Below are 12,836 nucleotides of genomic sequence, written 5' to 3' on the forward strand. Positions count from 1 at the left end.
GTAAATACCATGCGCATTATCGTTGGTATTGGAGGGGGCATTGCCGCGTATAAAGCGGTAATGCTCCTTCGTCTTTTCGCAAAAGATGGGCATGAGGTTATTGCCATGCCCACCGAAGCTGCCTTGGAGTTTGTGGGTAAAGCTACCTTCGAGGCCCTGAGTGGCAACCCGGTTTCCACGAGCGTTTTTGAGCGTGTTCCTGAGGTTAACCATGTTCGCCAGGCCGAGCTTGCGGATGCGATTGTTATAGCACCGGCGACCGCCGATTTGATGTCTCGGTTGGCGGTGGGGCGCTGCGATGATTTGCTCTCTGCTACGGTACTGACTACTCACGCGCCGGTGATTATGGCTCCCGCTATGCACACTCAGATGTGGGAGCATCCAGCAACGCAAACGAATGTGCAGACTTTACGCGAACTTGGGTATCACGTGATTGAACCGGCGGTTGGGCGTCTAACGGGTCCCGATTCGGGTGTGGGCCGCATGCCGGAACCGGAAGATATTTTTGAGGCGGCGCAGCGCGTAATTGCCGAGTTCCCGAAGGGGGAGCAGCATCCTTCGCAGATTCCGGGATATACGCCCACACGTCCGGTTCACACTGGCCCGGCGGAAGAGTCTGGCAGCTCGTTTGCGCCAGGTCTTGAGCCCGAGCCCGGAGTTCTGGTAGGGAAACGCATCGTGATTACGGCGGGAGGCACCCGTGAGGCCTTGGATCCGGTGCGTTTTTTGGGTAACCGCTCAACAGGTAAACAGGGTGTGGCCTTGGCGCAGGCTGCGCGTGATCTAGGGGCTTCGGTACATCTAATCGGCGCTAACCTTGAAGTCCCCGCGCCTGAGGGAGTACAGGTAACCCGAGTAGTGAGCGCCCGTGAACTACGCGATGCCGTGCTGGAAGCTCAGAACAACGCCGATATGCTTATTATGTCTGCAGCGGTCGCAGATTTTCGGCCTGCCGAATACGCCGAGTACAAGATTAAGAAGCTCGCAGATTCTTCGGACGCTCCCGCGATTCAACTGGTACGCAACCCTGATATTCTGCGTGAAGTCGTGGAGCGTCGACAGAAGACAGGTACCGGTGCACGCTTGATTGTGGGTTTTGCCGCAGAGACAGGGTCAGCTGAGCGAACCCCGCTTGAGCTTGGGCGCGAGAAGTTGGTACGTAAGGGATGTGATTTTCTGGCTCTCAACACGGTGGGCGTAAACCAGGGTTTCGGAACCGATGAGAATACGATTACGTTGCTCTCTTCGTTCACAGATCGGGAACCCGTTTTTTCAGGCTCTAAACAGGTCGTTTCCGATCAGATATTGCGCACTCTTGCACAGTATGTAAAGCCCTGAGAAATGCAGAAATACGAGCCGATTAAGTTTGTGACTCCCTCCCTCCGGACCCGTGTAACGTTCTGTCATAATTGATACACGAGTTCACATCCTTGGGTACTGTATCCCGCGTGCCCCAAACCTAGTAGAGTAGAAACCGTGAGTAATAACCATCTACGCCTTTTCACCAGCGAGTCGGTGACTGAAGGGCATCCCGATAAAATTTGTGACCAGATTTCTGATGCGATTCTTGACGGCATTATCGCGCAGGATTCCACCGCGAACGTTGCTGTCGAAACAATGGTAACAACCGGACAGGTTCATGTTGCTGGTGAGGTGACAACCTCAAGCTATGTTGAGATTCCATCGATCGTTCGTGAAACTATTCTAGGTATTGGCTACGATTCATCGACCCGCGGTTTCGATGGTGAATTCTGCGGCGTATCGGTATCAATTGGCGAGCAGTCACCCGATATTAATGCTGGCGTGTATGAGTCTTTAGAGGCTCGCAGCGGTATCGCGGTTGATGATTATGACCGCCAGGGTGCGGGCGACCAGGGCATTATGTTCGGGTACGCTTCGAACGAGACGAACGTATTGATGCCCGCACCGATTTGGCTGGCGCATCGTCTCTCAGAGCGTCTGACGAATGTTCGTAAAAACGGTACGCTGGTGAACCTGCGCCCGGACGGCAAAACTCAGGTCACTTTGGGGTATGACGCCGATAATAAGCCTGTTTCGGTTGATACCGTGGTGGTTTCCAGCCAGCACACTGCCGATTACGATTTAGCGGATTTGCGTGCGGATATTATCAAACACGTGATTACTCCGGTGCTGGATGCTGCCGATTTTGATAGCTCGAACACGAAGTTTATTGTGAACCCTGCCGGTCGTTTTGTGCAGGGCGGCCCCGTGGGCGATGCCGGTTTGACCGGGCGCAAGATTATTGTTGATACCTATGGCGGTTCGGCTCGTCACGGCGGCGGCGCGTTCTCGGGCAAAGATCCCTCGAAGGTTGATCGTTCTGCGGCATACGCCATGCGTTGGGTCGCCAAGAATATTGTGGGCGCTGGTCTTGCTGACCGTGCCGAGGTTCAGGTCGCTTACGCTATTGGGCAGGCGGCACCTGTGGGCCTGTACGTCGAGACTTTCGGAACCGAAAAGGTTGATCCTCTCAAGATTGAAAAGGCTGTGCGTGAGGTCTTTGACCTGCGCCCGTTAGCGATTATCAATGACCTTGATTTGCGCCGACCCGTCTATAAAAAGACCGCGGCTCACGGTCACTTCGGACGCAATGAACCCGAGTTCACGTGGGAGCGTTTGGACCGTGTTGAGGCTCTGCGTTCGGCGGTTTCAGCATCCTAATGCGTGAACCTGCGAGTATGCAGCCCAATGACGCGGATGCTCAGAACCCTACCGATACTTCGTCGATGAACGTTTCGACTTCTGAGCCCGCTCAGCAGGAATCCCTGCAACAGCCTGATCTGTTGCAGGGATTTCCTGCTCTCCGCGATGCCCTGATTCCTCCCGAGCCTGAGCCGGTTGATGTACACCAGCGGCTTGCCCAGAGCGGGGTTCCCTACCCGGTGGCGCGGGTTCGGTTAGATAACACCCTGCCGCATCTTGACCGTACCTTTGACTACCAGGTTCCTGCTGAGCTGAGCGAAGACGCGGTTCCCGGCGCCCGTGTGCGTGTGCGGTTCGGATCGCAGCGGGTCACAGGTTTTATCGCGGAGCGCGCCGAAACAACCGATGTTGCTAAGGGCCTGCAGCCGCTTTTATCGGTTTTGTCGCGGATTCCTGCGGTTTCTGCCGAGATTTTTGACCTTGCAGAGGCGCTTGCAGACCGGTACGCCTCAACGGTGGCGAATGTTTTGCGGCTTGCGGTGACGCCGCGCGTGGCATCTCTTGATAAACAGTATGCCCAGTTTTTGCCTACGTTTTCCGAGCTCATGGGTTTGCCACAAGAAGCCGACGAAACGGCCAATACAGCGGAAGACAGCACTTCTGAATCGGCCGCCGAAGATGACTTAGATGCTGACCGTGAGCCTCAAGAAGAATCTCCTAAAGAATCGCCGGATAACGGTTCGCCCTCTTTGACCGATGATATTCGTGGTTTCCTCTTGGGCGGTTTCGCTCCCTACCAGCTTCACCCGCCTGCCGCCCAGGTTTCGGCAGAAGACTCCCGTGCCTTTAGCGATTATGAGAATGGTGCCGAATTTTTAGAGGACTTGGCGGCTGGGTCCCCGGCGCGTGCGGTCATGAATGTGCTGCCCGCGCATCCTGAGTTCGATTGGGCTGAGCTGCTGGCTATTGCCGTGGTGACGGCGGCTGCGAATGGCCGCGGTGCCTTGGCGATGGCTCCCGATCAGAAGACTCTCGACAGGCTAGAGTCCGCGCTGAAACGTCGGGTGCCGGCGGGTGCTTATGTTCGGTTGAGTTCGAGTGATAAACCGCATAACCGGTATCACGCCTATCTGAAGGCACGCCTAGGGCTGGTGCCCATTGTGATCGGTACTCGTGCGGCGGCTTACGCTCCGGTTGCCAATTTGGGATTGGTGGTGTGCTGGGATGACGGCGATTCCTCGCTTGTGGAGCGTCGTGCGCCCTATTGCCATGCGCGCGATGTGCTGTTATTGCGTGCCCAAGCAACAGATGCGGCAGTGCTGTTCGCTGGGTACGCGATGAGCAGCGAATCGGCACGATTGGTACGCACCCGGTGGGCTTCGCATGTGCGGGCACCTCGGGCGACGGTGCACGAGTTTTCGCCGCGCATTTTTTCGACGGGTAATGACTACCAGTTGGCGCGTGACCCGTTGGCGGCTGTGGCACGTATTCCTCGGTTAGCGTTTGAGCGTGCGCGTGTGGCTCTGCAGCATGGCCCGGTGTTGGTGCAGGTTGCGCGCAGCGGCTATGTCCCGTCGTTTTCGTGCCAGCGGTGCCGCATGCCCGCGCGCTGTAATACATGCCGGGGGCCACTCTCGTTGGCGGCGGGTGCTTCGGTGCCGAGTTGCTCGTGGTGTGGGCGTCTGGCACAGCAGTGGCGGTGCGCAGAGTGCGGGTACGATCAGTGGCGTTCGGGTACCGTGGGGGCTTTGCGCACCGCAGAGGAGCTGGGGCGTGCCTTCCGGGGTGTCCCGGTAATTTCTTCGGCGGGGGACCATGTGCGTGCTTCGGTGGGGGCCGAACCTGCGCTGGTGGTTGCCACCCCCGGGGCTGAACCCGTAGCGTTCGGCGGTTATGCGGCGGCATTGCTTCTGGACGCCGATTCTATGTTGCGTTTTGATTCTTTGCGTGCCCCGGAGGCCGCGTTGAGGCGCTGGTTCAACGCTGCGGCGCTGGTGCGTTCTGCTGCTCAGGGTGGGGTTGTGGTGACGACCGCATCTCCATCCCCGGTGGAGCAGGCGCTCGTCCGGTGGGATCCCACATGGTTTGCCTTGTATGAGCTGGATGAGCGATCGCAGATCGGTTTGCCCCCGGCGGTACGCACAGCGGCTATTACGGGTAGCGAGGATGATGTCCAGGCCTTCCTGGAAGAGCTGAACCTGCCAGAAGGTGTTCGGGTGACCGGGCCTGTGCCGTTGGACGAAGATTTCTTTGCGCATCAGTCTGTGCATGCCGGTATCGAGAGCGGGGGAGAGAGCGAGATTACCGAACCTTCACCGTCAGGTACCGAGGATGCGGTGCCCGGGGACTGGCGCGCTATTCTCTTCTTCTCTTACGCCCAGGCACCGCAGGTCACCCACGAGCTGCGTTCCGTGCGTGCGGCACTATCAGCGCTTAAGCGTGTCGGAGCGGTGCAGGTTCGATGCGACGGGTTGGATGTCGTCTAATCACTAAGCTTTATGCAAACTGACATTAACTTTACTCTAAAAGTTATAGAAATATTTCATGCATGTATGGGTGTTTTCTTGATTCTTACATGAACTCTCGATACTCTATGGATGTAATCTTTTCAGACTTAATCAGTATTGACATTTACTTTTATAAGGGAATACGTATGAATATATTTAACTATATAAAAAATCATTTAAATCAGCTAAGAAACTAATTATTAATGATTACAATAATTCATATTTAGAAAAAATAGTTTTCTCGTGGGGTGTAGTAAATAAAGAAACAAAACAAAGAAAATATATAAGATTCCCATCGCTCGTTCTAGGACTATCCATTATTTATTTTTTACTTACATGGGTATCAAAAAATATAAACTCATTAGTTAACAACAAAATTACTAAAAATTTTGAGAATTTAAATATCGAGGTAAAGATTTCTTTGGATTTTCTATAAAGTTTTTAGATTTGACAAATAACATAACAATTATCTTAATGACATTCTCTACTTGTTACTTATTCTTATTCGGCCTAAAAGCATTTTTGCCTGCACTGACAAATTTTATACGTATCAACAATAAGTTATTGTCATTTTTTGTTAATTTATTGTTCCCAATCTTGGTATTTACTCCTATACCGTACCTAAACACATCAATCGGAGCTTGGGTATTAGAGTTTATGTTCACTTTTTGCATAGATTGCTTTTTAGAAGGTGGAATTCATAAGTTCGGTATAGAACATCTTCATATATGGATAACTATATCGAGTAGTTTTTATTTTATCTCGATGGTATTTGTATCTTTAATAAGACTATCCATTTCCTTAGATACAGCAAGTTATATTGCTAATGAGGGTTACATATTAAATGGTAAAAATAAGGAAAAAATTGAAATAAAAATTGAGGAATACGCTCATTCCAAGATGGAAAAAATATCTGCACACCTAAGTTCAAAAATAAACACGATGGTCGAGTTTACAGATCTATTTAAAATTTTAAAGAGTCAGCATAATAAAGGTTTGGATGACAATAAAGAGCAAGAATTTATTTCAACTATTGATATTAAGAATCAAAATTTCGAGAATTTCGATAACCAAAAAATCAACATGAAATCAATAAAGAAATCAGAAAACTCTAAAAGAAAACGTCGAGCAAAAAATAAGCGTTCCCGTAAGGCTAGACGAAAACATAAAAAATAAGGTATTCATGTAGGTAGTTTTGTGGCCAGAAGATGAGTCCTCCGCGCACAACCGAGAAACACCCGATGATACAAATAGTGCTACAGTGATCGGGCAACGGTTCCTACCTGTGCGTGATTAATGAATAGTAGTTGATGATTCAACTATTATACATTGACAGAAGGTGAGGACCCGTTGTTTTTCGTGTTTTATATAGGGATTTACCTAATAAATAAACCCTCTTAGCATATCTTTATTCTTTTTAGATATATTTTACGATTCCTGAAGCTTGAATATTGGTGATACCCAATTAGTAGTTTTTATAATAAAACCACTTACATTTTTCAGATTATTAACAATCTCATCTGCATTTTCTGTAGAGTCATGAATTAAAATATCATATACTTGAAAATTAGTTTTACTGTCTAATGATTCTTCATAGGACAAAATCATAATTACCCCAGTGTCAATAATAAGCTGGATAAACTCTTTATTATCTTTTACTACTTTATCATTTATGTACACAGGCCGTATCTTTATGAGATTTCCAGACTCATTTAACTCTATCAGCTCAGCATAATTTGTTTGTATACTATCCCTAGTTAAAAGTCTCCAATCTGAATGATCTGCCATATTTTGAATATTTGGCGCTTCAGTACCAACTGGTGCCTGATATATAAACCCTTCCCTCACTATCTGGTCTTTTCCTATAACCACTTCCTCGGTTTTAATATTTTCGGGTATATCAAAAATTCCAAGTTTTTCCAAATTATATATAAATGCTAAAGTTTCGACAGTTAGTAATGCTAAGCTTGAAAAGATTCGTACAGCAGCAACGTATCTATCTTTCATCGAAAAATCCATACCACCTTTTTTGTTTCCTTTCGGGTCTGCATGCACTAAATCAGCATATAACCATGCTCCTGCGAGTTGTAGATCTGATGCTTCATGTGACGCATCATCAGAAATTGAATATCCATGTATTTCTTTACTGTCAGTATTTATTAGATCCCAATGATTTTTTAGTTCAGAAACTGATGTTTTTAATTCTTCAGTTTCTAGAATAAATTCTAAGGCGGAAAATATCTTTTCATAAAAAATTGGCTCGCTTCTTAGTATAAAAGGTCTTATACGTGAAACAAGGGATTCAAATACTTCTTCGTCGGGTGGAAGTTCTATAATAAGTTTTGCTTTATTCGATTCTTTACTAAAAATAATTTTAGATTCAGTTTCTGCGTACCTGCGTAAAATATTTATATCTTTTAGTAATGAATGAGATTCTACACGTTTTGCACGTAATATAAATTTATTTATTGTAATCATGGCATTATTTTTATTCACAATGTTCTCCTAAGTGAGCGATCGGCACGAATCGAAAAATCACACTATTTCTCTTATGTATTTTAACGTGTCTAGATAAGCTGCAAATCAGTTTTTAGTTTATAACCCCTTCAAAACCCTCACCAGCTTCAACGCCGAATCCCGCCAGGAATAGTGTGAAGCATCCTGCAAGCCTTCAAGGATCACGCGGTCACGTACCATTTCGTCTTCGAGGGAGCGGATCGCTTCAACCCAGGCAGGAGCATCCGTCTGTGGATTATCGGTCACAGGTGCAAAAACGGCGTGCGGGGCGATCTCGCGGAAAATATCGATATCGCTAATCACGGCGGGACAGCCCGCCGCCTGCGCCTCCACCACGGGCAGCCCATACCCCTCGGCTCGTGAAGCCGTCACCAGTGCGTGCGCAGACTCCAGCAGCTCCGCATACTCTTCATCAGAGACCCCGTTGTGCACCACCACGTTCGAGCCCGCCGCCAGGCGAGAGAGCAGCCCCTGCTCTTCAAGCTCGGCGCGGCGCGCATCCGGTATCTTCGACAGCAAATGTAGGGTGTACCCCGGCAGCTCACGCATGGCGTACAGCAGAGTCTCCACATTCTTATACGGCATGAAAGACCCCATATACACCAGGTGCCTGCTCGCGCCCTCGGCCCGTGACTTCGTACGGCGCAGAGCCTCATCCTCGCTCACAACCGACCCCGGCTGCGGGGCATTCGGCACCACGTGCAGCGGCTTCTCCGTCAACCGGTGCTCACGAATCAGCCGCGCTGTAGACTCCGAAACCGTCACCACGGCATCCGCCCGATTCAGCAGCATACGCTGCGGTGTATAGCTCTTATGGAACAGCCGCCACCCTGCACGCACCGGTGCAGGCAAAAACCCCGGAGGAGTCGGGTGCGCATAATAAATCAGGTCATGCAGGGTCAGCACCAGCTTGAACTTACGCCCCACCGAACCGATCGTCTGCATAGGCGAGAACACCACATCAGGGTTGTACTTATTGAGCTGAAGGGCCGCAGTCGGTTCTAAGGGTCCGGTCGGTGAACAAATCTTCACATGCGGCAAATCCGGGAGCATCTGCAGCTGGCGTTCATCGCTAACCACCATCACCAACTGCAGATCGGCAACCTCGGGAGCACCGGAATCCATCAAATCCTTCAATGCGCCCAGGAGCGAAGCGGTATACCGGCTAATGCCGTCGTGAAAGCCAATGCGTGTATAACGGGCGTCAACCATAAGTTTCATAGAATTCTCCTCGGGATTACACCGTAAAATCTTCGTGCGTAAATTCTGCAATCAAACGTGCCGCCACTGTAGGCGTCTCATAATGAATCAAATGCCCAACCTCAGGAATCATCTCAAAACGTTCACCGGGGGAGTGCGGGCGCCTCTCAAGCGCAGCAAACATGGCGCGCGCCGTCTGCGGGGTACCTAAATCATCGTCTTCAGCCACAAGCATTTGCACAGGAACCTGAATCTGCGGAGCAAACTCGGCGGCAGTTGCCGAAATCGAAACCTCATACGCCTGCAGAACACCCTTACGCGAGCCAAAAGACCCAAAATAGGCAGCGTGCTGGTTATTGATAAAGCGGCGCATGGCAGGTTCGTGGGTGCGCATCATCAGCTCGCTCGTTACGCGGGTAATCAGCTGTGAACGCAGCACCGGATAGCCAATTTTTTCGGGAAGTGCCGCGCCCACGCGATAGTAAAACGATGCCGCCCGCGAGGCAATCTTCTGTGACCCTTCAAGTGCGGGCTCGCTAATGGGGTTAATGAGCGTTAGGCGGTCAAGTCCATGCAGATATTCGGCGGCATAAGCAGCGGTTACGATAGATCCAAACGAGTGTCCTACCACGTGAATATCAGAGCCATCGGGGCGTGCAGGGTTTATCTGCCCAATAAGCGCGTGCAGCCATGCGGTATAGCCCTGTAAAGAAACAGTCATGGGCAGGTCTTCTGAACGCCCGAAACCCGGTAAGTCAGGGCTGATAATACTAGCTTCGGGTAAAAGCTTCAGAAGCCTGTTCGCAATAATCTCAAGCCCATGATGATCACCGCGGAACCCGTGAATCAGCAGGATCTTTGGAGAGCTTTCGGAGGGAAAAACGCCGGTGCCCATGCCCGCACCGTACTGCCAATACCGTGTAGTTGCCCCAAGCAGCTCTATTTCAAATCTGGTGCCCGGGATGAGTGCCCCCGGCACACCTTCAAGAACGGTACTGGGTGATGTCACGGCGGGTGCCTTTCGTATGTTGCGGGCTCGGTCACTGTAAATCCCTGCGGGAGATTCACGGAGGGCGTGCGTAAACCGGCTTACGCACACAATGAGTTCTCTCAGTGTACGTGGAATTTCTGTGTAGGTGCTGGAGATTTAGATAAAAAGTCAAACAATATTCAGAGTTTTTCGTCGTATACGGCTAAAAATGGTTTACACGCGCGGGGTTACTCTGGCGGCAACAAAGGCGAGATTGGCGGGGCGGTGAGGTGCATCCACGATATGAAACGGGAACTCGTGAGTTTATGAATACATCAAGAAACCTTTGTGGGTACACGCTAGAATAGGTTGGTTAGCGAAAATCAAACGTCAAAGGAACCGTAGTGTCTGCTGAGGTAGAGACCGAACGCACCGAGAATGCGTATGACTTCCGTGCACAGGAAGCGAAATGGCGCCCCTACTGGGAAGAAACGGGTGTCTTCAAGCCAACCGGCAACGCCGCGAAAGGTCGCCGCTATGTGCTAGACATGTTTCCGTACCCCTCAGGCGACCTGCATATGGGCCACGCAGAAGCGTTTGCTATTGGAGACATGAATACCCGCTACTACAAGCAGTGCGGCTACGATGTTCTGCACCCCATCGGCTGGGATTCCTTCGGTTTGCCCGCAGAAAACGCTGCTATCAAGAACGGTACCCACCCAAAAGAGTGGACCTACAAGAATATTGACACGCAGGCAGAATCTTTCAAACGCTACGCTATCGCAGTGGACTGGGATCGACGCCTGCACACCTCAGACCCCGAATACTATAAGTGGACCCAGTGGCTTTTCGAGCAGTTCTATAAGAAAGGCCTGGCCTACCGCAAAGACTCAATGGTGAACTGGTGCCCCAAAGATCAGACCGTGCTCGCGAACGAGCAGGTGGTTAACGGTGCCTGTGAACGATGCGGCACCACGGTTACTAAGAAGTCGCTAAATCAGTGGTACTTCAAGATTACTGACTACGCCCAGCAGCTTCTTGACGATATGGAGCAGCTTGAGGGCAAATGGCCCGAACGTGTTCTGCTGATGCAGCGGAACTGGATTGGGCGTTCCGAAGGTGCTGAGGTTCGCTTCGAGATTGAGGCTACTGAGGCGCAGCCTGCCGAATCCTTCACGGTCTTCACCACCCGCCCGGATACCCTCTACGGTTCAACCTTTATTGTTGTTGCCGCCGACTCGACCTTTGCCGAGCAGATTGTGGCCCCCGAACAGGCACAGGCGCTAGAGGACTACCGCGAGCAGATTAAGGCCCTCAGCGATATTGACCGCCAGTCTTCCGAGCGTGAAAAGACCGGTATGTTTACTGGGCGTTACGCAATCAACCCGCTGAACGGTGCGAAACTGCCGGTGTGGGCCTCCGATTACGTGCTTGCCGATTACGGCACCGGCGCTATTATGGCGGTGCCTGCGCACGATCAGCGTGACCTTGACTTCGCCAAGAAATTCGACCTGCCGATCGTGACGGTGCTCGATGTTGAGGGCGAGGAAGACCCTGCCAAGTCGGGTATCGCCACTGCGGGCGATGGAGTGCTCATTAACTCCGGTGAGCTAACCGGACTTCCTAAGGCAGAAGCTATTGCGAAGGCTACCGAGCTGGTTGAGGCTGCAGGCACCGGCGAAGGTAAGGTTATTTACCGCCTGCGCGACTGGCTGCTCTCGCGCCAGCGTTTCTGGGGCACACCTATTCCCGTGATTCACTGTGAAGACTGCGGCGAGGTACTGGTTCCTGAAGAACAGCTGCCGGTTCTGCTCCCAGATAATCTGCGCGGTGAACAGTTAGCTCCCAAGGGACAATCGCCCCTTGCTGCCGCCGATGACTGGGCTATAGTTCCCTGCCCGCAGTGCGGTAAGAGCGCCCGCCGCGATTCCGACACTATGGATACCTTCGTGGATTCTTCCTGGTACTTCCTGCGCTATGTTTCGCCCCGTTATGCCGAAGGCCCCTTCGACCCGCAGGCGATCAGGGAATGGGGCACGGTCGATATGTACGTGGGCGGTGTGGAACATGCGATTCTGCACCTGTTGTATGCGCGTTTCTTCACGAAAGTTATTCGTGATTTGGGGCTGATTGAGCACGGCGAGCCGTTCAAAGCTCTCATGAATCAGGGGCAGGTTCTCAACGGCGGTAAGGCCATGTCGAAATCGCTCGGCAACGGCGTAAACCTGGGTGAGCAGCTTGATAAGTTCGGTGTGGATGCAGTGCGCACTACCATGATCTTCGCTTCGCCGCCCGAAGATGATGTGGACTGGGCGGATGTTTCGCCCGCCGGTTCGCAGAAGTTCTTGGCGCGCGCATGGCGGGTTGCTCAGGACGTTACCTCCGAACCTGGCGTGGATGCGGCATCCGGCGATGCGAACCTGCACAAGCTGGTGGCGCGTACCGTACACGATGTGAAACAACTTCTTGACACTGGTAAGTTCAACGTGGTGGTCGCCAAGACTATGGAGCTGGTGAATGCTACCCGTAAAGCTATCGATTCGGGCCCTGGGGGAGCAGACTCCACGGTGCGCGAAGCCGCCGAAACTATTGCGATCTTATTGTCACTCTACGCGCCGTACACCGCCGAGGACATGTGGCACGCGCTGGGATACGATAACCCGGTGCTGACCGCAGGTTTCCCGCAGGTAGATGAATCCCTGCTTGTGGATGATACCGTCACCGCAATCGTACAGATCAAGGGCAAAGTTAAGGCGCGCCTTGAGGTATCAAAAGATATTTCTGAAGCTGAGCTTGAAAAACAAGCCCTGGAGGACGAGACTATCGCGAAGCTGGTGGAAGGCTCCGAAATCCGTAAGGTGATTGTGCGAGCCCCCAAACTGGTGAATATCGTCATCTAGAGTTTTCAGAACGTTGATGCGGTGCCGCCGGAAGAAAACTTTTCGGGTTTTTCTTCCGGCGGCACCATTCTTTTTAGC

At 51.4% G+C, this 12,836-nt stretch carries 8 protein-coding genes; 5 read left to right on the plus strand and 3 right to left on the minus strand.

The window, feature by feature from the left end; genetic code table 11:
* Positions 1 to 9 precede the first annotated feature (9 nt).
* The 4 genes from HMPREF2981_RS08705 to HMPREF2981_RS08720 all read left to right on the plus strand — a co-directional run bounded on the left by HMPREF2981_RS08705 (position 10) and on the right by HMPREF2981_RS08720 (position 6,347).
* Complete coding sequence (locus tag HMPREF2981_RS08705; RefSeq protein WP_070620431.1) at positions 10 to 1,338, plus strand: bifunctional phosphopantothenoylcysteine decarboxylase/phosphopantothenate synthase; 1,329 nt, start codon at positions 10 to 12, stop codon at positions 1,336 to 1,338.
* A 138-nt stretch (positions 1,339 to 1,476) separates the two neighbouring features.
* A complete protein-coding gene (metK, locus tag HMPREF2981_RS08710) occupies positions 1,477 to 2,682 on the plus strand; it encodes a methionine adenosyltransferase (protein WP_070620428.1) in 1,206 nt (401 codons plus the stop codon).
* Positions 2,682 to 5,150, plus strand: a complete 2,469-nt coding sequence (locus tag HMPREF2981_RS08715; RefSeq protein ID WP_246825428.1) for a primosomal protein N' — start codon at positions 2,682 to 2,684, stop codon at positions 5,148 to 5,150. Before metK ends, HMPREF2981_RS08715 begins: the two co-directional genes overlap by 1 nt.
* A 543-nt stretch (positions 5,151 to 5,693) precedes the next feature.
* Positions 5,694 to 6,347, plus strand: a complete 654-nt coding sequence (locus tag HMPREF2981_RS08720) for a hypothetical protein (protein WP_141756682.1) — start codon at positions 5,694 to 5,696, stop codon at positions 6,345 to 6,347.
* 252 nt (positions 6,348 to 6,599) lie between these two features.
* Here HMPREF2981_RS08720 and HMPREF2981_RS08725 read toward each other — a convergent pair whose 3' ends face one another.
* The 3 genes from HMPREF2981_RS08725 to HMPREF2981_RS08735 all read right to left on the minus strand — a co-directional run bounded on the left by HMPREF2981_RS08725 (position 6,600) and on the right by HMPREF2981_RS08735 (position 9,897).
* A complete protein-coding gene (locus tag HMPREF2981_RS08725) occupies positions 6,600 to 7,667 on the minus strand; it encodes a hypothetical protein (protein ID WP_070662427.1) in 1,068 nt (355 codons plus the stop codon).
* 99 nt (positions 7,668 to 7,766) lie between these two features.
* Entirely contained in the window at positions 7,767 to 8,909 is a 1,143-nt protein-coding gene (locus HMPREF2981_RS08730; protein WP_070662430.1) for a glycosyltransferase family 4 protein, read from the minus strand.
* Between the two features lie 16 nt (positions 8,910 to 8,925).
* A complete protein-coding gene (locus HMPREF2981_RS08735; RefSeq protein ID WP_070662433.1) occupies positions 8,926 to 9,897 on the minus strand; it encodes an alpha/beta fold hydrolase in 972 nt (323 codons plus the stop codon).
* Between the two features lie 365 nt (positions 9,898 to 10,262).
* Here HMPREF2981_RS08735 and leuS point away from each other — a divergent pair, with 365 nt between their 5' ends.
* Positions 10,263 to 12,758: a leucine--tRNA ligase gene (gene leuS, locus HMPREF2981_RS08740; protein WP_070662435.1), complete on the plus strand. Its 2,496-nt coding sequence runs from the start codon at positions 10,263 to 10,265 to the stop codon at positions 12,756 to 12,758.
* Positions 12,759 to 12,836 lie beyond the last annotated feature (78 nt).

This window comes from Rothia sp. HMSC069C01 (assembly GCF_001814655.1).
GTDB lineage: Bacteria > Actinomycetota > Actinomycetes > Actinomycetales > Micrococcaceae > Rothia > Rothia dentocariosa.